Genomic DNA, 22,017 nt, shown 5'->3' on the forward strand with positions numbered 1-22,017 from the left:
TTTTATTGCGGAGGGGAGTCACGGCAGCATGCCGCCGGAGCGACGGCATGCTTAAGGTACAGCGAGGATCAGTGCAGCATCGGCTGACGCACGGCGCCAGCGGGGATCTCTTCTTCGTCACCCATAAACAGCAGATCGTTCGCCCGCGCCTCGAGGATCACCATCGAGACCTGCTCTTCACCCTGCTGCATGAAGTGGGTGAACTGCTCGTAGGTGATGCCGACCGCCACGCTCAGCGACTGGCAGACGATCAGCTTCGGCAGGTTGTCGTCCTGAATGTCAACAAACGCCTTGATGGTCAGCGAGCTGGCGTTGATCTGGCTCAGGTCCGCCACCAGCGGGATCAGCGCGGTCGGCTTCACTTCGGCCAGCGCGGAGAACAGAATGACGTTGTCCACCAGATCTATCTTGGCGTCGAACACGCCGTCGAAGTTCTGCATGTGCGGCAGGTGCAGCGCCTGGCAGGAATCGCACTCAAAGAAAGAAATGCCCGACTGATCCAGCCAGCACCGCAACAGCGCCAAATCGGGGACAATGAGTGAATCCATAATAACCAGCCTCACAATATTCAATACGCGAAAAGGCGCATAGCTTACGGAATATTCACCCGATACGCCACGATCAATGCGGCTTAATTCACTAATTCAGATATTGCACGGCGGGAAAGGCGCACCGCCCGCCCCGTCAACCGCCCGATTTCAGGCGGAAGCCCGGCCGGCCGCGCTGCTCAATGTATTCAATCATCATGCCGGCGATGTCCAGCCCGGTAGTGGTTTCCACCCCTTCCAGCCCCGGTGAGGCGTTGACCTCCATCACCAGCGGGCCGCGCTCGGCGCGCAGGATATCCACCCCGGCCACGTCCAGCCCCAGCGTGTTCGCCGCTTTGACCGCAATCACCCGCTCCCTGGCGGTGATGGTCACTTTGCGGGCGGTGCCGCCGCGGTGCAGGTTGGAACGAAACTCGCCGGGCTTCGCCTGCCGCTCGATGGCGGCCACCACCCGGCCGCCCACCACCAGGCAGCGCACGTCGCGGCCCTGCGCTTCGCGCACGTACTCCTGCACCAGAATATGGGCGTTCAGGCCGCGAAAGGCGTCGATCACGCTTTCCGCCGCCTGGCGAGTTTCCGCCAGCACCACCCCGATGCCCTGCGTGCCTTCCACCAGCTTGACCACCAGCGGCGCGCCGCCGACCAGTTCGATCAGATCGCCGGTATCGTCCGGTGAATGGGCGAAACCGGTGATCGGCAGATCGATACCCTGCCGGGCCAGCAGTTGCAGCGAACGCAGCTTGTCGCGGGCGCGGGTAATGGCCACGGATTCGTTTAGCGGGTAGCTGCCGAGCAGCTCGAACTGGCGCAGCACCGCCGTGCCGTAAAAGGTAATGGCAGAGCCGATGCGCGGGATCACCGCATCGTAACGTTCCAGCTGACGGCCGCGATAGTGAATGGTCGGCGCCGCCGGATTGATGTTCATATAGCAGGAGAGCGGATCGATGATATCGATACTGTGCCCGCGATCTTCCGCCGCTTCACGCAGCCGCTTACATGAATAGAGCGATCCGTCGCGAGAAAGAATGGCAATTTTCACTCGTCACCCCAAAAGCCAACGCCTGCCCGGCAGGCGAGTTAGCGGCCGCGGCGCTCAGGCGCGCGGATCGCGATCCTGATTATCTTTCGATGCGTCTGCATCTTGCGGTTTGCGGCGATCGTTTTCCGGCGGCAAGCCGCCGCGCATCAGCGGCCCGAACCCCTGCACCACGCGCCATACCAGAAACGCCGCCGCCGGCACCATCAGCGCCACGCCGAGGAAAATCATGCCGACCGCCGCCTGTTGCGACGCCAGCCAGCCCGGCAGCTGCAGGTGGCCGTGAATACTGAGGTAGGCCAATACCAGCATCACGATGCCCAGCCCTTCCAACACCAGCACCGGGCGCGGTAAGTCACCGAATGAACGCATATTTTTCTTCTCCAGAAGGTCTGCCCCCAGTGTAGTGAATTCCCGCCGACGGCGACAGCCCCGGCAGACTAATTGGTTACATGAATCAGATTAACAGGTAATTCCTGCTTTTTTTTCACCGCCTCAACGGGCATAGTAGGCGCCATCTGACGCAGGTAATGACTTTTTCGGTGACGGGATGTCGTTGCAATCGCGAATAATTTATCGAAAATCCAATTAAGGAGCGTTGCATGTTTGCAGTAATCTTCGGGCGTCCTGGCTGTCCTTATTGTGTCCGCGCTAAAGAACTGGCGGAAAAACTGACTGAAGAACGCGACGATTTCAACTTCCGTTACGTTGACATCCACGCGGAAGGCATCACCAAGGCCGATCTGGAAAAAACCGTCGGCAAACCGGTTGAAACCGTGCCGCAGATCTTCCTGGATGAGAAGCACATCGGCGGTTGCACCGATTTTGAAGCTTACGCTAAAGAACACCTGAACCTGTTCCAGTAAGTTTTTGAACGACAAAAAGGCGCTTAATGCGCCTTTTTTTATTGCCGCTGCCGCCGGTGCAACTGCTGGAGCGTGTGCAACAAACCGAGGGCGAACAGCATCAGCATCGCGCCGAACACGCACCAGAACACCGCGCTGGTGGCGTAAGCCAGTTCCTGCCAAAACGACGAGGACGGCGTCAGCCAGAAGTGGCGGATCAGCAGGCACAGCGGCAATGCATACAGCGCGCCAAGCAACGGGCAAAGCAGCCGCTTGCGGCTCGACAAATAGCTGGCGATCGCGCCGGGGATCACAAACAGCAGCAGGCCGGTTTCACCGTGGTGCTCATGATCCGTGCTGCCGAACAGGCCGGTTTGCTGGCCGAGAAACACCAGGCTGAACAACAGAAAACAGCTGAGAATGCCCAGCCAATATCTATAACTCGTCATGCGAATTCTCCCCCGCCCAATTACCGCATCAATAGAAATCGGCCCGGTCACCCGTGCGGTAACGCTGAACCGAATTTTTTCCTTGGTCAAAAGAGAGTTAAATGCGCACGGCGGCGCAGGAAATCAGCTTTCTGTGCTGGCTGTCATCGGTCATAGCGTCTAGAATGAACGCCGCCGAACGATGGTTCGCTTCGCCTTACGCTGGTGGTGATTTATGATGTCGTTTTAAGGCTGAATTTATCTCTTATAGTTATCTATATCAAGCACTTACTGGTAAACAATAAGTTATCCTCCGTGAACATAAACGTCGCTAGTTTGTTAAACGGTAACTACATTCTGTTACTGTTCGTGGTACTCGCACTGGGGCTGTGCCTCGGTAAACTCCGTCTGGGCTCCGTCCAACTCGGTAATTCCATTGGCGTTTTAGTGGTTTCTCTGCTGCTCGGCCAGCAACACTTCGCCATTAACACCGAGGCGCTGAATCTCGGCTTCATGCTGTTTATTTTCTGCGTCGGGGTGGAAGCCGGGCCTAACTTTTTCTCGATTTTCTTCCGCGACGGCAAAAATTACCTGATGCTGGCGCTGGTGATGGTCGGTTCGGCGATGGTGATCGCCATCGGTCTAGGCAAGCTGTTCCACTGGGACATCGGCCTGACCGCCGGCATGCTGGCCGGCTCGATGACCTCCACGCCGGTGCTGGTGGGGGCCGGCGATACGCTGCGCAACACCATCGTCAACGGCCCGGCGCTGCTGGCGGCGCAGGATCATCTGAGCCTTGGCTATGCCCTTACCTACCTGATCGGTCTGGTCAGCCTGATTTTCGGCGCGCGCTACCTGCCAAAACTGCAGCACCAGGATCTGTCCACCTCCGCCCAGCAAATCGCTCGCGAACGCGGCCTGGACACCGACAGCCAGCGCAAGGTCTACCTGCCGGTGATCCGCGCCTACCGCGTCGGCCCCGAGCTGGTGGCCTGGGCCGACGGCAAGAACCTGCGCGAACTGGGCATCTACCGCCAGACCGGCTGCTACATTGAACGCATCCGCCGCAACGGCATTCTGGCCAACCCGGACGGTGACGCGGTGCTGCAGGTAGGCGACGAGATCTCGCTGGTCGGTTATCCGGACGCCCACGCGCGGCTGGATCCGAGCTTCCGCAACGGTAAGGAAGTGTTCGACCGCGATCTGCTCGACATGCGCATCGTGACCGAAGAGATCGTAGTGAAGAACAGCAACGCGGTGAACAAACGCCTGAGCCAGCTGAAGCTGACTGACCACGGTTGCTTCCTCAACCGCGTGATCCGCAGCCAGATCGAAATGCCAATCGACGACAGCATCGTGCTCAACAAGGGCGACGTGCTGCAGGTAAGCGGCGACGCGCGCCGGGTGAAGAGCGTGGCGGAGAAGATTGGCTTTATCTCGATCCACAGCCAGGTGACCGATCTGCTGGCGTTCTGCGCCTTCTTCATCATCGGCCTGCTGATCGGCCAGATCACCATTCAGTTCAGCAACTTCTCGTTCGGCATCGGTAACGCCGCCGGCCTGCTGATGTCCGGCATCATGCTCGGCTTCCTGCGCGCCAACCACCCGACCTTCGGCTACATTCCGCAGGGCGCGCTGAACATGGTGAAAGAGTTCGGCCTGATGGTGTTTATGGCGGGCGTGGGCCTGAGCGCCGGCGCCGGCATCGGCCACAGCCTGGGCGCGGTCGGCGGCCAGATGTTGATCGCTGGGCTTATCGTCAGCCTGGTGCCGGTGATTATCTGCTTCCTGTTCGGCGCCTACGTGCTGCGCATGAACCGCGCCCTGCTGTTTGGCGCCATCATGGGCGCCCGCACCTGCGCGCCGGCGATGGAGATCATCAGCGACACCGCACGCAGCAACATCCCGGCGCTGGGCTACGCCGGCACCTACGCCATCGCTAACGTGCTGTTAACGCTGGCGGGTTCGCTCATCGTAGTGCTATGGCCGGGCATACTCGGCTGATCGATTAGCGGGAGAGATGGATCGGCGATAAAAATATTTTGATTTTTTTGTCGCCGGCCAGAACTTTCGTTGGGGGCCGCAGTCTGAATTAGTGCCACTGCTTTTCTTTGATGTCCCCATTTTGTGGAGCCCGATAATCCCGCCTTTTAGGTTCAAGATTATCGGGTTTTTTGTTGCCTGCACTCCACCGCCCGCGGGACCACCATCAGATGGCAGCAACACCTCAACTGACGACGTACAGCGCCGCGTCCGCTCCTTCCTGAAACATCGTTTCTCTTAACGTTTAGTGTCGGGCGGTCGGCTATCAGACAATGATTTCCCAAGGTTTGATTTCAGAAGGAATGAGAGCGGAGTAACTGTATTAATTAGCAAGTGGGGCTGAACTCAACAACGGCCTTATCAATATCTTAATATCAAAAAAAGCAAGACACCTACGGTGCCTTGCTTTTCTTTTTACATTAGCAAGCGCCAAAAAGAACGACAGAGAACAGAACGGAACCGTTCAGATAAATAGTGGCCTTCAATCCCGTAGGAATAAAGGAACCACAGGTCTCTGCGCACACTTTAAGCTGCCCACCAATGGGAATTGGAATCGGCGAAGAAACGCAAAAGTCACCGTAGACAGGAATGGTAAAACAGATTTGGTTGTTTGCAGGGTTATAACTGGCCCCAACGCAAACCGAAAGTTTAAGCGCCAACACGCCCTGCTGCTTAAGGTCTACAGGTACCGGCGCCGGTGTTTTTTGCGAAAATCCAACCGCAGTAAAATCAGCAACATGTTCATTTTGAGCCTGCGGATCTTGTTCATTGCATTTACAATCAGCCATTGGAATATCCTCGTAAGTTTTTTTAGATATTAATTAGCGAACAATGTAATTGCCGTGGAGCTAATTACATTGATGAATCTAGCAGCACAATAATTAATTTCCATTCCTTCGCCATTAAATAAAATCAATAAAACAACAATAAAATGATTAATAAGAATATTTTTATTTATGTAACCGAGACGGTTTGTTATTACCAAAATAATTGCAACTCACAATAATATAATCAGGGATGAAGGGAGATAAAAAATGAGGATATTGCGAGTGAGAATTAAAAAATGCCCTTAAACCAAGGATGTTAACCTTGTTAGCTTGAGTCACTTTCCATTTTCCCTCTGTAGGTTGAAAAAATTTGGCTAAGCACCCGGCTCTCCTACCTGAAAATAAAAAACCGCCTGAAGAGCCGCATATCATCGCAAAATGCTCTTCAAACGGTTTTGTACAAGATCATGTATTCACAGCGCTAATCGCGGATTACTTTGATTCAGCCTGGCTTACGGTATCTTCGGCTTTCCAGATGCGGTATTTCACTTCCGCGTCTTTCGGCGCATACACCACGATCGGCAGGCGGCTGTTGTAACGCTGCATCGCGGCGTCGCCCAGGTTGGCGGCGATGAATTTCTTGGTCTTGGTGTTATCCGGGCAAGCCATCATGGTCGAGGCCGGTTCGGACAGCTTCTCCAGCACCAGGTAGTCGTAGCCCCAGCCAGACAACGTTTTGGTCTCCAGGGTGCCGCCAATCATATGGCGGTTGCAGTCCACTTCCAGCGTCTTGCCGATCAGCAGCTCTACCTTATAGTTCTCTTCGTGCTCTTGCTTCGGCAGGTAGATCACCTGGCGGTTCATGCCCTTCTCGGCTTTCGGGTAAGGCGCGACCTTTTCCAGCGGCTGTTTGCTGATATCCGCGTCATCGCCAGAGGTAGCCGCCATGGCGCTGGCGGAAACGGCCATCAGCAGGCCGGAAAATACAACGGATGCCTTGTTCATGTTTATCCCTACACTTTTTGTTAAATAATCCGCCTATAAACTAATACACTACCGCCAAGCTCGCCACAGGTTTAATCTTCTTTACAATAGGCGATAAATAGTGACAATCGCCTGGCATTCCCCGTTATCCGGAGCAATACCCCAGAAAAAACCGCCGATTAAGACGAGATAAACAGGTGATGATCTGCGCACAACCGGGTGTATCAGAGAGGGTTTTCTTGCCGGCGGACTAAGGTTTTCTTAAGACAGAATTATTACAGTGGCGCTATTCAATACTGTCACCGAGCCTGCGCGTGAATCCACAATCGTCATTAAATCAATCCTCAACGGCACAGCAAATTAAGACAACCACCCTTTACTCCCTGCCGACATCCTTTTACCGTTGGCAAGTTTTTGGCCTGCTGATCAGCGGTTTGGTGTTCCTGTGGCTCTCCCGCAACGAACAGCTGGACTGGGCGATCAGCAACTATTGGTACGATGCCGCCAGCGGGCATTTCCCGTGGCAAAACAATTACTGGCTGGATCTGATCAATCACCGTCTGTTGAAGCAGATAGTGATAGTGGGCGCGGTGCTGACGCTGTTTTGGGGCATCTATCGCCGCAGCGCGCGCCTGATTGTCAGCATGCTGCTTCTCGGCATCGGCCCGCTGGTGGTGGGCATTCTCAAGGCCACCAGCGCGCACTCCTGTCCGTGGGATCTGATCGAGTACGGCGGCAAGGCGATGTCCTTCCCGTTGTTCGGCGCGGTACCGGCGCTGCCGGGCCCCGGTCGCTGTTTCCCCGGCGGGCACGCCTCGAGCGGTTTCGCGGTCATGGCGTTGTTTTTCCTGTTTTATCCGCAGCGCCCGCGCCTGGCCTGGTGCTGCTGGTGTGGCGGTATTGCGCTCGGCATGTTGATGGGCTTTGGTCAGATCATGCGCGGCGCACATTTTCTTACCCATAACCTGTGGGCAGGTTGGTGGGTTTGGTTAAGCCAGTTGGCAATTTATTGGATAGTTAGCGGCTATTGGCGCCGCAAGACGAGGTAACGGTTATGGAGCAGTTAAACCATGTTCTTTTCGCCTGGATCAATGCGACCCCGGCATCTCCCGAATGGATGATCGATTTCGCCACCTTTCTGGCGCGCGATCTTATCATTATCGTGCCGCTGCTGATCGTCGGCCTGTGGCTGTGGGGGCCGCGCAGCCAGCTGGTTTCGCAGCGCGAAGTGGTGGCGAAAACCACGATCGCGCTGCTGTTCGCCATGCTTGCCGCCTCCGCTATCGGCGCGCTGCTGCCGCATGAGCGCCCGTTCGTCGCCGGCGTGGGTTATACCTTCCTGGCGCACGTGCCGGACAGTTCGTTCCCCAGCGATCACGGCACCGCCATCTTTACCTTTGCGCTGGCGTTCCTGTTCTGGCACCGGGTCTGGTCCGGCGCGCTGCTGATGATTGTCGCCGTCGGCATCGCCTGGTCACGCGTTTACCTCGGCGTGCACTGGCCGCTGGATATGGTCGGCGGTTTCCTGCTCGGCCTGGTCGGCTGCCTGTTCGCTCAGCTGGTATGGAATCTGTTCGGCGATGTCCTCGCCGACAGGCTGTCGCGTCTGTATCGCTTTCTGTTTGCCTTCGCCATTCGCCGCGGCTGGGTGAAAGAATAACCGCATAACATGACAGGGGCGTTACCGCCCCTGCTTTCACACCACGCCGGTGGTCACGCAAAATGCCCGCGTTTTTCCCGCTCCCAGCATCACTCCCGCCTCCCCTTCCGGCGCATTAGGCCGGCAGTTTGCCGGCTGGATAAAAGCAAGCAGCCGCCTGTTGCCCTGGACAGCGATGCGCCGCAGGCCATAGTTGAATTGTCCGGTGGCAAAACGCGTCACATAGCGGCGGCCTTGCGGCGCCAGCATAAAGAACTCGGCCTGATCCACGTAGCGCGTCAGATCGTCGGAGCACAGCAGTTCCTGCCCGAGCGCCTCTCCCAACAGCGCCGGCGTCGGCAGGTTCTGGCGGAACACCGCGTCGGGAATGCAATCGTAGTTGAGGCGGCACACATAGCGCAGCGGCTGCGGCCGATCGGCCAGGTTGGTAACCTTCATCTCTATAGCGAACTGCGCGCTCTGGGCCTCCAGACGCAGCGCCGGGCCGATGCGCCAACGCCCGCCCAACCGCTCGCCTTCACCGTGCAACGTCAGCTCATCGCCCGCCAGCTGCAGCCACACGCGTTGCATCTGGAGCGGCGCGCCATCGTGACTCGGCCAGGCGGGACAGAACGCGGCGTCGTCAGCGCGCTTTCTTCCGGCGCCCCGCACGCTGCGGCGGCCCGATTTCAGCGAATGTCCGTCAAACTCGGCGTCCCAGATCGCGAGGCCCTGATACGGCAAAACCGTCAGCGCGCCACGGCAGTTCGCCAGCGTCAGCATCGGCCCGCGTTCTGCGCAGCGATGCGCGCTCACCGCGAAATCCGCGTTGCGGAACAGTTCCTGCCGATACGTCCCGAAAGCTTCAGGAGCCAGGTCGATGTTGATATTCATCTTTTTTCCCTCGACGTTTCGCCCGCGCAGGCCGCGAGCGGCCACTGAAAATGTTATTTAAATAACAAACAACCCTCCTCTAAGTTATACATATAACAGTGAAGTAACTATGATCTCGTCGACATTTTTCAAATCCCGCTAGGTTTATCGACATTGCAATGTTATTATTTTCACATTATCTATCCATGCTCTTTTCTCAACTTCACTAAGGAACCGCGATGACCACCGAAAACATCGATTACGCCAGCTATGTTGACCACACCCTGCTGGCCATGGACGCCACCGAAATGCAGATCGCCAAACTGTGCGAAGAAGCGCAGCAGCACAACTTCTATGCGGTATGCGTCAACTCCGGCTACGTGCCGCTGGCGGCCCAGCTGCTGCAGGAAAGCACGGTGAAAGTCTGCTCGGTGATCGGTTTCCCGCTGGGCGCCGGCCTGACCGTCGCCAAAGCCTTTGAAGCCAAAGCGGCGATCGCCGCCGGCGCGCAAGAGATCGACATGGTGATCAACGTCGGCTGGCTGAAGAGCGGCCTGCTGGACGAAGTGAAAGCCGACATCGCCGCCGTGCGCGAGGTTTGCGCGGCGATCCCGTTGAAGGTAATATTGGAAACCTGCCTGCTCAGCGATGCGCAGATCGTCCAGGTTTGTGAAATGTGCCGCGAACTCGATGTCGCCTTCGTGAAAACCTCCACCGGCTTCAGCACCGGCGGCGCTCGGGAAGAGCACGTCAAACTGATGCGCGAGACCGTGGGCAGCGAAATGGGCGTGAAAGCTTCCGGCGCCGTGCGCGATCGCGCCACCGCCGAGAAGATGATCAACGCCGGCGCCACGCGTATCGGCACCAGCTCCGGCGTCGCCATCGTCTCCGGCGCTCAGGCGGCAGCGGGCAGCTACTGATCGTCGGTATGCCCTGAGGGGCATAGCCAATACACTCCGATGCGGGACAATACGGGCGGTTGATGCGGCCCGATATTGCCCCGCATCGTTCTGTTTAGCGCCGGAAATGCCGGCTCGCCTTTTATCTCTACTACCTGTGGGAAGACGGATCTATGGAAACGCGGCGCGAAGAACGTATCAACCGGTTAGTTCAGGCGTTAAAACGCGCTGACAAGATCCACCTGAAAGAAGCCGCCGTGCTGCTGGGGGTCTCGGAGATGACCATTCGCCGCGATCTGAGCGCCGAACCGGCGGCCGTGGTGTTGCTTGGCGGCTACGTGGTGACCGATCCGCGCAGCAACGGCGTGACCAACTACTTCGTTTCCGATCAAAAAGCCAAACAGGTCACGGAGAAACGGCGCATCGGCCTGCTGGCGGCGCCGCTGATCAATGAAAACGACACGGTGTTTTTCGACTGCGGCACCACCACGCCGGCGATCATCGACGCCATCGCCGACGAGCTGGCTTTCACCGCCGTGTGTCATTCGCTGAACACCTTCCTGGCGCTGCAGGACAAACCGAACTGCAAAGTGGTGCTGTGCGGCGGTGAGTTCAAGCCGAACAACTACATCTTTTCCAGCCTCGGCGGCCGCAACGAGCTCGATCACATCTGCCCGAACATCGCCTTTATCTCCGCCGCCGGCCTCAGCCTGCAGCACGGCGCCACCTGCTTCAACTTCGACGAGCTGGAGATGAAGCATCGCGCCATGGCGATGGCGCAGCAAAAGATCCTGGTGGCAGACCACAGCAAGTTCGGCAAAACCAAGCCGGCCTGCATCGGCCCGCTGACGCAGTTCGATCGGGTGATCACCGATCGCCAGCCGGACGCCGACTTCATGGCGTTCTTCAACGATAACGCCATCGCTATCCGCTATTAGTCCGCCTTCAGCGCCGTCATAACCGACGGCGCACCGCTTCGATATCCCTCTTTCCCCGCCGAAAAATGAACAAATAATGCGCAATCAATTCGCGTTTTTCGCTTATCCGCACGCAACATCAGGTTAATAAAATGCAACAGCTCACCCGCGTGATTATTTTTTCGCAGGCTAACCACGCGGTCGGTTGGGTGAATTAACGGCTATTTATGGCTTTTATATGATAAATCGAGCCAAAGGCCAGGAAGTTTAAATAAACGACGGTTTACGCGATTGCAGCAAATCTCGCCAATACCTGTTAGGTATCTGTTATTTATATGATGAATGGTTACGCATTTTTATCCGCTAACCACGTAAGTAATTTCCCTTCGTTACTAGCGGTGTTTTTCAACAAAAACAAAATAAAACAAAAAGATAAAAGTTATTTGCCTTAAAAACATAATGTGATCTACATCACTAAAACTGCTTAATCCGGGTTTTTCGCTAGATCCAAAACCACGCATAAAATATATTGCTCGGCTTGCTGCTGAGCACAGCGCTTTATCCGGCTAATTATTGTACAAGCCGCATAATCGCAGAAACTTTCATGAGAGCGTTCTCAGCACAAAATCTTACACAAATGTGCAACAAATGCGCGAAAAATCGATAAAAAAGCTGATAACTGCACATATTGCGCATTTGAGAGCAGGATCACGGTTGTTTCTACTGTAAATCGTTATCTTGCCGCCAACAAAAATCGACAGGCAAAGACCTGTCGGCAGCGGTAATGACTTTTATCGCCCGCGACGGTGAAAAGTCTTTAGTGAATTACCCGGCGCTGTGCCTTGGTAATGAACACAATAAACAACCAGGGGGACGCCAACACATCCCCGCAAGCAACACCTGATTCTTACCGCAAGCGTTGCCTGAATAGGACGTTTGACGGTTTAACCTTAAGTTTTGCCTTTTAATTTTAAATTCGTGTTCACTTCGGAGATATTTATGGACACTACACAGACCGGCACAATTGCCTCTGCGGCTTCGGGTTCCAGCACTACCTGGCGTAAAACGGATACCATGTGGATGTTGGGCCTGTACGGCACCGCCATCGGCGCAGGCGTCCTGTTCCTGCCCATCAACGCCGGCATCGGCGGTTTGATTCCTCTGATCATCATGGCCATCATCGCTTTCCCGATGACCTTCTTTGCCCACCGCGGCCTGTGCCGTTTCGTTCTGTCCGGCAAAAATCCCGGTGAAGACATCACCGCCGTGGTAGAAGAGCACTTCGGCATCACCGCCGGTAAACTGATTACCCTGCTGTACTTCTTCGCCATCTACCCGATTCTGTTGGTTTACAGCGTGGCGATCACCAACACCGTCGACAGCTTCATCACCCACCAGTTGGGCATGACGTCGCCGCCGCGCGCCATCCTGTCGCTGATCCTGATCGTCGGCCTGATGACCATCGTGCGCTTCGGTGAGCAGGCCATCGTGAAAACGATGAGCATCCTGGTCTTCCCGTTCGTCGCAGTGCTGATGCTGCTGGCGGTGTATCTGATCCCTAACTGGACCGGCGCCATCTTCGAAAACGTGTCGCTGTCCGGCAGCGGTACCGGCATGGGTCACGGCCTGATCATGACCCTGTGGCTGGCGATCCCGGTGATGGTGTTCTCCTTCAACCACTCGCCGATCATCTCCGCCTTTGCCGTCGCCAAACGCGAAGAGTACGGCGCAGACGCCGAGAAGAAATGCTCCCGCATTCTGGCTTACGCACACATCATGATGGTGCTGACCGTGATGTTCTTCGTGTTCAGCTGCGTGCTGAGCCTGACGCCGGAAAACCTGGCGGAAGCCAAGGCGCAGAACATCTCGATTCTGTCTTACCTGGCTAACCACTTTAACAACCCGATGATCGAGTACATCGCGCCGGTTATCGCCTTCGTCGCCATCACCAAATCGTTCCTTGGCCACTACCTGGGCGCCCGTGAAGGCTTCAACGGCCTGGTCGCCAAGTCGATGAAGAGCCGCGGCAAAACCGTCAGCACCGCCAAGCTGAACCGCATGACCGCTATCTTCATGCTGGTGACCACCTGGATCGTCGCCACCCTGAACCCGAGCATCCTGGGCATGATCGAAACCCTGGGTGGCCCAATCATCGCCATGCTGCTGTTCCTGATGCCGATGTACGCCATCCGTAAAGTGCCTGCCATGCGCAAGTACAGCGGCCACATCAGCAACGTGTTTGTGGTTGTGATGGGTCTGATCGCCATCTCTGCTATCGTGTTCAGCCTGCTCGGCTAATCACGTCCGGCCGGCGCCGCTGCGCGCCGGCCCTCCCGCACTGCCCCCATTTCCCGTATTCACCGCCTGAAACCTGAAGAAGGAGGCGAGACCATGGTCAGCGTTTTCGATATTTTCAAAATTGGCATCGGCCCATCCAGTTCCCACACCGTTGGCCCGATGAAGGCCGGCAAACAGTTCGTCGACGATCTGATCGCCCACCAGCAGCTGCAGGACACTACCCGCGTGGTGGTCGACGTGTACGGTTCGCTGTCGTTGACCGGTAAAGGCCACCACACCGACATCGCCATCATCATGGGCCTGGCCGGCAACCTGCCGCACGACGTGGACATCGACAGCATTCCGGGCTTTATCCGCGACGTCGAACAGCGCGGCCGCCTGCCGCTGGCCAACGGCCATTACGAGGTGGATTTCCCGCTGCACGGCGGCATGAACTTCCACAGCGACAACCTGCCGCTGCACGAAAACGGCATGCGCATCCGCGCCTTCGCCGGTGAGCGCCTGCTGCACAGCAAAACCTATTACTCGATCGGTGGCGGTTTCATCGTCGACGAAGAGCACTTCGGCCAATCCGCCGAGGGCGCAACGCCGGTGCCCTACCCGTTCAAATCGGCGCACGATCTGCAGCAGCATTGCAAAGAGACCGGGCTGTCGTTGTCCGGCCTGGTGATGCAGAACGAGCTGGCGCTGCGCAGCAAGGCGGATATCGACGCACACTTCGCCGACGTCTGGCAGGTGATGAGCGCCGGTATCGAACGCGGCATCAACACCGAAGGCTTGCTGCCCGGCCCGATGAAGGTGCCGCGCCGCGCCGCCGCGCTGCGCCGCATTCTGGTGACCGGCGACAAGAACAATATCGACCCGATGAACGTGGTCGATTGGATCAACATGTTCGCGCTGGCGGTCAACGAAGAGAACGCCGCCGGTGGCCGCGTGGTCACCGCGCCGACCAACGGCGCCTGCGGCATCATCCCTGCGGTACTGGCCTACTACGACAAGTTCATCCGCCCGGTGAACGCCAACTCCTACACCCGCTACTTCCTGGCGTCCGGCGTGATTGGCGCGCTGTACAAGATGAACGCCTCGATCTCCGGCGCCGAAGTGGGCTGTCAGGGGGAAGTGGGCGTCGCCTGTTCGATGGCGGCGGCCGGGTTGACCGAGCTGCTGGGCGGCAGCCCGGCGCAGGTATGCATCGCGGCGGAGATCGCCATGGAGCACCATTTGGGGCTGACCTGCGATCCGCTCGCCGGCCAGGTTCAGGTGCCGTGCATCGAACGCAACGCCATTTCCGCCGTCAAGGCAGTCAACGCCGCGCGCATGGCGATGCGCCGCACCAGCGAGCCGCGGGTTTGTCTGGATAAGGTGATCGAAACCATGTACGAGACCGGCAAAGACATGAACGCCAAATACCGCGAAACCTCACAGGGCGGGCTGGCGATCAAGGTCGTGGCCTGCAACTGATCGCCACGGCAAGGTACTTAAGGCGCCGGCCGGTGTGACTTGGCCGGCGCCGTTTCAATAGCGATCCTTTCCTGCCGCAACGCCGGGCTGAATGCCCGCGCGAAGCCCCACAGCCCCGGGACGAGCGCTGTGCCGCAGCCAGCCGTAAAGTTCGGCATTACGCCGGAATCCCATTTTGCGCATGACGCTCATCTTGTGATTGCTGACCGTCTTCACGCTAATATCCAGCATCCGGGCGATTTGCGTGACTCCCATCTCTCGCGTCATGCAGCGCATGATCTCTTGTTCGCGCAGCGTCAAGCCCCGGTGTTGGCATGCGCAGTTCCTGCCACAGCTCAGTCTGCCCGGCCATTTGCTGCGCCGCTCCAGCTCGGCGCTCACCTGATACAGCGCCGAAACCAACGGCATATCGTGGTAGATGACGCCGGCCTCCAGCGAGCAGCGGTTACCGACGGTGCGTTTATGCCGTCCCTCCGGCGTTCGCAACGAGAAATACAGCGTTTTACGCCCCACGGGCTGCGCCTCAGAGAGGTGACAAAAACAGCTTTGCACGCCGGGAGGAAAATAGCAGAACACCAGATCGGCTTCATGAACCTGCCGCGCATCCACTAACAGCGTGCGCTTGCCGTAAGTGCTGAAGTGCAGCGCCAGAGCCTCTTGCCAACCGGCGCTGAAGTATCGATTCTCATCAAATAGCGCGATTTTTATCATCGTGTTCATCCCTGCCTCCCCACCGTTCCGGCTTCCCGTTTAACCGCCTGAGCACCCTTTGCCGGCGCCTGACTGTTGTCGATGCGTAATTCATAAATCATGGTGGCGTTAGGTGGCACTTTCGGCGGATAGCCGGTTTCGCCGTAGGCCAGCGCCGGCGGCACGACCATCGTCAGCGATCCGTGGTTGTGCAGGTGGCTTATCGCCTCCCGAAACAGCGGCGGATACTCGGACAACGGTTGCGACAGCACCTTGCCGCTCAGTTCCATATCCTGGATCACCGTACCGTCGGTCAACGTCTCCTTCACGACCACATCAACCACCGTCGTTGGCGCCAGCGCGCCCTCCCCGGCGTAATCAACCCGATACCAGAAGCCCATCGCCGATTGCTTTACGTCCTTTTGTTGACTGAACTGCGTCAGGTAATCTTCATCACGCCGCCGCTGTTCGTTAACGCGTTTCTCACGCGCGGCCACGGCGTTGGCATCCGCTTGCGCCGTCAGCGCATTCAGTTCATCCGGCGGCAGCCGCAAACGCCCCGAGACGCTATCGATGACGCCCGCCAACAGGCTGTCGCGATCCACCGGCACGCCCCAACTTTGACGCTCCGCCACTACCCCCTGAATGTCCCGCCCCAGCGCACTGCCCGCCGCATAGGACAGACGCTTGCGATCATCCTTCAACTGCTCCGGCGTCATCTCCCATTGCAGCCGCTTACGCAACACCAGCAGGTCTTCGCGCGCCTGCTGAGTCGCCTTCTGCTCACCGGCCCGCTTCTGCTCGCTTTCTTTCAACGCGGCGCGCAGAGCGTGCAACGCCTCCTGGTGCTCGCGTTGGCGTTGTGCAAGCGTCTGTGCCGATGCCTGCGCGGCAGACTCAAGTTCGGTGACGCGCCGTTCGGCCTGCGCCGCCGTCGCTCTGCTTTGGGCGGTTTCCTGCGTCGCCTGACGCAGCAACGCCTCGGCGCGCTGCGCGTCGGGCGAGCCGCGCCAGGCGGCGCCCAACCCGGCGATCCACTTTTGCAGCGTTGACGAATCGGGCAACGTCGCGACGGATGGCGTCGCTTTCTCCGCCCGTAGCGCGGCGAGTTCCTGGCGCAACATCGTCAGTTCCATTCGCTGGCGCGCCAGCTGTTGGTCACGCGCCAATAATTCCTGGGTCAGCGTAAAAGCTTTGGCCGGTGAGGCTGGCTTATTGTTGTCCGACGGGCGCTTCGCGGGTTCACGCTTTTTTTGCCCCGACTCGCGGTCGACTGGCGTCGCTTTTTCGTTCGTCGGCACGATGTTTTGCCGTTGATACTGCTCGGCAAACTGCAGCAGCGCCGGCACGCCGTCGTCCGCCAGCGCGACGCCGGAGAACAGCAGAGCGACGCAGCCCAGCAGGCGCAGCCTCATTTAATCTGCTCCCCACGATCCGCCAGCCCGGTCAACACCGCCTGATTCACCCCGGCGCACAGATAGTTGACCTTGTAGCGATACAGCGCATCCACCGTCTCCTGCGTGTCGCCGTTTACCCTGGCGCGCAGGCTGGCGTACTGCGAGGCGCCGCTCATCAGGCTGTCGAAGGCCTGCTTATAGCGCTGATACTGTTTCTCGTCGATCGCGCGCAATGCGCCCAGTTGCTGCTGGCACTGCTGCAGCTGTTCGGCCTCACGCTGCTTGCGCAAAGCCTCTTCTGACGGAGGTTGCACAACCTGATTTTTAGTGTTCACGGCGGGCTTGCCCGACTTTTGGCTTTGGCAAGCGGCGGCGCTCAACGCCAACAGGCACAGCAGCCCCATGCGCAGGGCGTGATTGACGTGCTTTCTCATCATTGCGTTTCTTGTCCTTGTAGACGCTTATTCGTATTCCAACGTAAAAGTGGCCACCGCGCTGAAGGTGCCGCGGCCGATGGACTTCTTCTGGATAGCCTCCGGTTCCCCTTGCACATAGGCCTGCAGCGTAAGCGTGGTGTTGCCGGCACTCAGGCGGAATTTATCGCTGGCGCGATTGAGCGGCAGCGCCTTGCCGCGGCTGTCTTCCAGCCCGATGCCGATCCCCGACGCCAGGCTGCCGGCATCCAATGCCAACAGGCCGGGCAGTTTGGCGTTCTCGGTGCCGGTAAACGTGATAGCCACCGTATTGCCCAAGCTGAGATCGCACTCGGTCAGGTGCAATGCGAAGGTTTGACTGTGGGAGCGGGTGTTCAGATACAGGTATTTGTCGACGATGGTGCCGAAATCCAGCGGAATGTCCTCATCCCCTGGCTGAATGACGCACGGCTCGGCCACCAGCGTGCCGTGAAAGCGCATGTTTTCCGCCGCAGTCGCCGACTGCGCCATTATGCCGGCCGCCATGACCATGCCAGCCCCCAACAGCGCGCTCCGGCGCCGGTTCGTCTCTGTCGCGCGCATGACGCCACTCCCTTTGGTTGTGCTTGCGCCGACCGGGCGCAAGCGGCGTATTAGTCGTAGTAAAGCCGGAAATCGATCGCCGCACGGTAAGCGCCGGCGCTCAGCGTCGCCGGGGTGCGCACCGGCGTCACCGTATACGTCAGGATGTTTTGTCCCGGCGTCAGCAATACCGGTTTGTTACGTGCGCCGAGGCGCACAGGCAGGCCGCTGGCATCCGTCAGCTGCAACCCCAACCCGGTGACGCCGGCAACCCTGACCAACCCCGGCGCGTCGTCATCCGTCGGCGCGGCAAACGCCACGGACACCGCAGGCTGGCTGCCGCTCCAGGCCAGCACACCGGTCCAGGCGTCGCGGTTGCTCGCCGGCGCCCGCAGACAGTCTTTCAGCGTCAGCTCGAACGCCACCGGCGTGCCGCGATCGCCCGGGCGCTGGAAGTGCGCCGTTCCCGTCTCACCCAACCACACTTCCTGACGAGCGGTGGTCATTTCCAGGCTGCAGGCGCTTTCCGTCAACGCGCCGTAAACGTGGAGCGTGCCGTTCGCCCCCTCCACGTCCCAGTTGTCCACCGCGCGGGCCGGCGGCATCAGCATCAGCATCGTGCCCGCCGTCAGCGGCACCATCAGCGCGGCCAACACCGTCAGGCCGATAGTGCGTCGCTGATGACGTTCATAGGCCTTTCCCAACAGCATGGGGATCTTTCGTTGCATGATTCGTTCACTCCGCTGTGTTCATGACTCGGTCTTCCCTGCTTGCGCGCGGCTCGTCATTTGGCGACCGGCACGACCTGGCAGGCACTGCCGGCGCAGCGGAAGTTCAACTGCGGCCGCCCGCCGTAATCGTTGATGTACGCCAGCGACGGACCGTTGCCGAGGCTCGCGGCGGGCACGTTCAGCGGGGCGCTGGCCTTCGGCGCCACCATCAACGGTTCAAAGCCGGCCGCCCCTTTGCCGCCCTTGCCGGCGCTCGCCTCAACGATCGTCACGTAATAAGGGGTCGGGTTGTTCACCACATACTTGTCACCCTGCCGGGTCAGCGTCAGCTGCTCCTGCCACGGCGCCGCGTTCTTCTTCGGGGCGAGCGCCGCCGGGCGATAAAACATTTTGATGCGGGTCTGCAACGCTATCTGCAGCGTGTTCGGCTTATTGCTGCGCGGCGGTATTTCCCGCAGGTTGAAGTAATACAGCGTCTCCCGGTCCTGCGGCAGCTGACGCGCGGCCGGCAGCGACTGGATCTTCACCTGGCTCGGTTTGCCCGGCTCCACCCGCTGCACCGGCGGCAGCACGGTGAAGGGGCTTTGGATCTTGTTGCCGCGATCGTCTTCGATCCATCCCTGCGCCAAATACGGCAACTGTTTGTTCTGGTTACTGATGTTGAGACTGACCGTTTTCAGGTCGCCGTCGAAAATCACGCGCGTGCGATCCAGCGCGATAGCCGCATGAGCGGGCAGGCCGACCGCGCCGAGCGTCAATGCGGCGGCGAGCGGGCCCACAAGGGAAACGGTCTTTCTGGTCATAGTCAGATTCATCATGTCTTCACGGTTCCAGTCGGCCGAAGGCGGGCAATCCCGCCCCGGCGGTTTAGCGGCGGAGCGCACTCCGCCGGGTGTAAGTCAGTTGGCGTCAGCCGCCGGCTTGTTGCCGGCCAGAGGACGGCAAGGCAGCAGCAGCGTGTTCATCAGCAATTCGGCCGGCAGCGGCACCGGCAGCTGGATTTCACACTGCGCCGCGCCGTTCCAATGCACGCGCATGCGCTCGCCGGGGTTGAGGCCGGACAGGTAAACGCTGCCGCCGTCATTGATGATGCCGGTCTCCTGTTTGCGGGCATTCAGCACCGTGGCGCCGAACGGCGGCTCACTGCCGTCCGCCAGTTTGACGATCGCCATCGCCTTCTCGCCGGCTATCACCTCAAACTTGCGGTAGCCGATGGCCCCCTCGGTCAACGTGGCCTGCACCACAGAACGCGTCGCCTCGACGTTGTCGCTCAGGCTGTTGAGATCGATGCTGGCCTTGTTGCGGTAGTAGCTGTTTACATCCGCCACCACCGCTTTGCCGTAACGGTTGGTCAGCACCGTACTGCCGTAGCCGCGCACCGGCACGCCGGCGACGCCTTCGGTATCCAGCAGCAAGCGCGTGCCGCCCGGCGTATTGACCCGGTGCAGCACCGCCCCTTCCGCCGCCATCGTCAGCCCCCCCTGCGCGCCGATGCCGACAGCGCTGTAACGGCCGGCCTGGTAGCTGGCGTTGGCGTTGATCTGCGCCATATCGCCCTGATGGCTGTAATAGCCGCTGGCCGTCGCCCCGCTGCGCGCTGCGCCGGCGCTGATCTGATAGTTGTTGTGTTCATCGACCCGGTTGTAGTAACCGACCCGATGGGCGTTCTCTTCGCGATCGAGCGTCATGTTGTAACTGAGCGTCCCGGCGCTGCCCCAGGGCAGCGACAGCGACAGGTACATCCCGTCGTCATTGCGCTCGTTGTAACGGTTGCGATAGGCCGACAGCGATACGCTGACGTTCTTGAAATCGCCGATATCGAAGTAGCGCGATACCATCAGGTTGTAACGATCGTTCGGCGCCCGATCCCAATAGGTTTGGTGGCTGTAGTTGAGATAGGTGCTGAGCCCCAGATCGCGGAACTGTTTGTTGAAGGTGATGGTGTACATCTCCTTGCTCTTGCCGCTGCGTCCCCCTTCGTAACGCGCATCGAGGTAGTCCCCCATGCTCATGAAGTCCTCCTGGGAGAAGCGGTAGCCGGCGAAGGTGATCTGGCTGTCGTACTGGTCGAAGTTCTTCGAATAGCTCAACCGGTACGAACCACCGGTCAGAGCGCCCTCCTGCGGCAAGCGCGCACGCGACTGCGTGGCATCGAACGACAACGCCCCCAGCGCCATCAGATCGCGCCCGATCCCCAGCGACAGCGCGTTGTAATCGCCGCCGGCGATGCCCCCGCCGTACAACGACCAGCCGTTGCTGATGCCCCAGGAGAACTCACCGGTGCCGAACATCGGCCCGCGCAGGTGATGCCCCCACTCCGACGGCTTGCCCGTCGCCAGCTTGTAACGCACCGTACCCGGTCGCGTCAGATAAGGGATGTTGGCGGTATTCATCTTGAACGTCTGCACGCTGCCGTCTTGCTCTTCGACGCGTACGTCCAGCTCGCCGGAAACCGCGTCGTTGATGTCCTGAATGCGGAATGGCCCCGCCGCCACTTGCGTCTCATACAGCACGCGCCCCTGTTGGCTGACCACCACCTTGGCGTTGGTTTTCGCCACGCCCGTCACTTCCGGCGCATAGCCGCGCAGGTTGGGCGGCAACATGCTGTCGTCGGATCGCAGACTGACGCCGGTAAAGCGCAGGCTGTCGAAAATGTCGGAGTTCAGATAATCCTCCCCCATCGTCAGCCGCGAGCGCAGCGCCGGAATAGCCCGGTAGGCGTAATAGCGGCTCCAGTCGAACTGTTTGTCGGTCGACTGAGAAGAACCGGTCTGATGGCTGAGATTAGCCTGCCAGTCGGCGCGTAGACGCCAGGCGCCCAGATTGGCGCCGCCGGTGCCGTTGCCGCTCAGGCTGTAACTGCTGCCGCCTTTCTGATGTTTTTGTGTTTGAGCATTGACGTTATAGTCAAACAGCAGCCCGGGAATACCGTCATCCCAGCGCGAAGGCGGGTCCCAGTTTTCCGAGCTGTATTCCAGATAGGCCTGAGGAATGTTGAGGTACAGCGAGGAGCTGGCAAGATCGCCGCGGGCTTCCATCCCTGCCAGGCTGGAGGCGTCAAGGCAACGGCCGCCGTGCGTCCAGTTCAGCGTACTTAACAGCTTTTCTTTCAGCCCCAGTTGGTTGACCAACTCCGGCGAAAGACAGGCTTCGCTGCCTTTAGGATCGTTCTCGGGCGCCATAAACGTCACCGGCTGTTCCGCCAGATCGTTCTTATTGACGTGCACCACCATGGTATAAACGCCCGGCATGATGTAGCCGCTGCGCGTAAATTGGCTCAGATCGATATTTTTACGATCGTTGATGTCCAAGACGTCAGTATTGAATTGAATAACGTCGGCGGCATAAACCAACGCGATCGGATTTCCCAGAGAAAGGGCGACACAGAGCCCCAAGGCCTGAAGACGAAATAACTTCCCTGCCGGTGAAAGCATAATAAAGTCCTTTCAATAACGAATTAACCGTC

22 protein-coding genes are annotated in these 22,017 nt (G+C 58.8%); 8 read left to right on the forward strand and 14 right to left on the reverse strand.

Annotation, left to right across the window (positions count from 1 at the left end; translation table 11 throughout):
* Window positions 1-68 precede the first annotated feature (68 nt).
* From L085_RS20150 to L085_RS20160, 3 genes are all read right to left on the reverse strand, one after another.
* Complete coding sequence (locus tag L085_RS20150; protein ID WP_044031560.1) at window positions 69-548, reverse strand: YbjN domain-containing protein; 480 nt, start codon at window positions 546-548, stop codon at window positions 69-71.
* Between the two features lie 136 nt (window positions 549-684).
* On the reverse strand, window positions 685-1,587 hold the full coding sequence (gene rimK / locus L085_RS20155) for a 30S ribosomal protein S6--L-glutamate ligase (RefSeq protein WP_044031561.1): 903 nt from the start codon (window positions 1,585-1,587) through the stop codon (window positions 685-687).
* A 54-nt stretch (window positions 1,588-1,641) separates the two neighbouring features.
* Window positions 1,642-1,956: a YbjC family protein gene (locus tag L085_RS20160; RefSeq protein ID WP_015377290.1), complete on the reverse strand. Its 315-nt coding sequence runs from the start codon at window positions 1,954-1,956 to the stop codon at window positions 1,642-1,644.
* Window positions 1,957-2,186: 230 nt separating this feature from the next.
* Here L085_RS20160 and L085_RS20165 point away from each other — a divergent pair, with 230 nt between their 5' ends.
* Window positions 2,187-2,450, forward strand: coding sequence for a GrxA family glutaredoxin (locus tag L085_RS20165; RefSeq protein WP_004938676.1), 264 nt, complete (start codon window positions 2,187-2,189; stop codon window positions 2,448-2,450).
* 38 nt (window positions 2,451-2,488) lie between these two features.
* Here the strand turns inward: L085_RS20165 and L085_RS20170 are convergent, their stop codons facing one another.
* A complete protein-coding gene (locus L085_RS20170; protein ID WP_015377289.1) occupies window positions 2,489-2,878 on the reverse strand; it encodes an inner membrane protein YbjM in 390 nt (129 codons plus the stop codon).
* A 294-nt stretch (window positions 2,879-3,172) separates the two neighbouring features.
* On the opposite strand from L085_RS20170, the gene L085_RS20175 reads away from it, so the two are divergent.
* On the forward strand, window positions 3,173-4,861 hold the full coding sequence (locus tag L085_RS20175) for an aspartate:alanine antiporter (RefSeq protein ID WP_004938680.1): 1,689 nt from the start codon (window positions 3,173-3,175) through the stop codon (window positions 4,859-4,861).
* Between the two features lie 458 nt (window positions 4,862-5,319).
* Here L085_RS20175 and L085_RS24870 read toward each other — a convergent pair whose 3' ends face one another.
* Window positions 5,320-5,688, reverse strand: coding sequence for a hypothetical protein (locus L085_RS24870; protein WP_071841651.1), 369 nt, complete (start codon window positions 5,686-5,688; stop codon window positions 5,320-5,322).
* Window positions 5,689-6,159: 471 nt separating this feature from the next.
* Entirely contained in the window at window positions 6,160-6,672 is a 513-nt protein-coding gene (gene eco / locus L085_RS20180) for a serine protease inhibitor ecotin (RefSeq protein ID WP_015377287.1), read from the reverse strand.
* Window positions 6,673-6,965: 293 nt separating this feature from the next.
* On the opposite strand from eco, the gene L085_RS20185 reads away from it, so the two are divergent.
* Window positions 6,966-7,700, forward strand: coding sequence for a phosphatase PAP2 family protein (locus L085_RS20185; protein ID WP_044031562.1), 735 nt, complete (start codon window positions 6,966-6,968; stop codon window positions 7,698-7,700).
* Window positions 7,701-7,705: 5 nt separating this feature from the next.
* Window positions 7,706-8,311, forward strand: coding sequence for an undecaprenyl-diphosphate phosphatase (ybjG, locus tag L085_RS20190; RefSeq protein WP_015377285.1), 606 nt, complete (start codon window positions 7,706-7,708; stop codon window positions 8,309-8,311).
* A gap of 36 nt (window positions 8,312-8,347) precedes the next feature.
* On the opposite strand, the gene L085_RS20195 is transcribed toward ybjG, so the two are convergent.
* Window positions 8,348-9,184 carry a hypothetical protein gene (locus L085_RS20195; protein ID WP_044031563.1) on the reverse strand — a complete coding sequence of 279 codons (837 nt, stop codon included), beginning with the start codon at window positions 9,182-9,184 and terminating at the stop codon, window positions 8,348-8,350.
* Window positions 9,185-9,402: 218 nt separating this feature from the next.
* Between L085_RS20195 and deoC the strand changes: the two genes are divergently transcribed.
* The 4 genes from deoC (at window position 9,403) to L085_RS20215 (ending at window position 14,738) form a co-directional block, all read left to right on the forward strand.
* Entirely contained in the window at window positions 9,403-10,083 is a 681-nt protein-coding gene (gene deoC / locus L085_RS20200; protein WP_004938693.1) for a deoxyribose-phosphate aldolase, read from the forward strand.
* Window positions 10,084-10,235: 152 nt separating this feature from the next.
* On the forward strand, window positions 10,236-11,000 hold the full coding sequence (gene deoR, locus L085_RS20205) for a DNA-binding transcriptional repressor DeoR (protein WP_044031564.1): 765 nt from the start codon (window positions 10,236-10,238) through the stop codon (window positions 10,998-11,000).
* A 978-nt stretch (window positions 11,001-11,978) separates the two neighbouring features.
* Window positions 11,979-13,277 carry an HAAAP family serine/threonine permease gene (locus tag L085_RS20210; protein WP_033650641.1) on the forward strand — a complete coding sequence of 433 codons (1,299 nt, stop codon included), beginning with the start codon at window positions 11,979-11,981 and terminating at the stop codon, window positions 13,275-13,277.
* A gap of 93 nt (window positions 13,278-13,370) precedes the next feature.
* Window positions 13,371-14,738, forward strand: a complete 1,368-nt coding sequence (locus tag L085_RS20215; protein WP_044031565.1) for an L-serine ammonia-lyase — start codon at window positions 13,371-13,373, stop codon at window positions 14,736-14,738.
* 54 nt (window positions 14,739-14,792) lie between these two features.
* Here the strand turns inward: L085_RS20215 and L085_RS20220 are convergent, their stop codons facing one another.
* The 7 genes from L085_RS20220 to L085_RS20250 all read right to left on the reverse strand — a co-directional run bounded on the left by L085_RS20220 (window position 14,793) and on the right by L085_RS20250 (window position 21,985).
* Window positions 14,793-15,458, reverse strand: a complete 666-nt coding sequence (locus L085_RS20220; RefSeq protein ID WP_044031566.1) for a helix-turn-helix transcriptional regulator — start codon at window positions 15,456-15,458, stop codon at window positions 14,793-14,795.
* A complete protein-coding gene (locus L085_RS20225) occupies window positions 15,455-16,843 on the reverse strand; it encodes an FKBP-type peptidyl-prolyl cis-trans isomerase N-terminal domain-containing protein (protein WP_044031567.1) in 1,389 nt (462 codons plus the stop codon). Before L085_RS20225 ends, L085_RS20220 begins: the two co-directional genes overlap by 4 nt.
* On the reverse strand, window positions 16,840-17,262 hold the full coding sequence (locus L085_RS20230) for a hypothetical protein (RefSeq protein ID WP_033645816.1): 423 nt from the start codon (window positions 17,260-17,262) through the stop codon (window positions 16,840-16,842). Before L085_RS20230 ends, L085_RS20225 begins: the two co-directional genes overlap by 4 nt.
* Window positions 17,263-17,286: 24 nt before the next feature.
* Window positions 17,287-17,841: a fimbrial protein gene (locus tag L085_RS20235; RefSeq protein WP_044031568.1), complete on the reverse strand. Its 555-nt coding sequence runs from the start codon at window positions 17,839-17,841 to the stop codon at window positions 17,287-17,289.
* 50 nt (window positions 17,842-17,891) lie between these two features.
* Window positions 17,892-18,530, reverse strand: coding sequence for a fimbrial protein (locus tag L085_RS20240; protein ID WP_044031569.1), 639 nt, complete (start codon window positions 18,528-18,530; stop codon window positions 17,892-17,894).
* A 74-nt stretch (window positions 18,531-18,604) separates the two neighbouring features.
* Window positions 18,605-19,369, reverse strand: a complete 765-nt coding sequence (locus tag L085_RS20245) for a fimbria/pilus periplasmic chaperone (RefSeq protein ID WP_015377275.1) — start codon at window positions 19,367-19,369, stop codon at window positions 18,605-18,607.
* An 81-nt stretch (window positions 19,370-19,450) separates the two neighbouring features.
* Entirely contained in the window at window positions 19,451-21,985 is a 2,535-nt protein-coding gene (locus L085_RS20250; RefSeq protein ID WP_081835536.1) for an outer membrane usher protein, read from the reverse strand.
* Between the last annotated feature and the right edge of the window lie 32 nt (window positions 21,986-22,017).

It is taken from the genome of Serratia sp. FS14, assembly GCF_000695995.1.
Taxonomy (GTDB): domain Bacteria; phylum Pseudomonadota; class Gammaproteobacteria; order Enterobacterales; family Enterobacteriaceae; genus Serratia; species Serratia nematodiphila.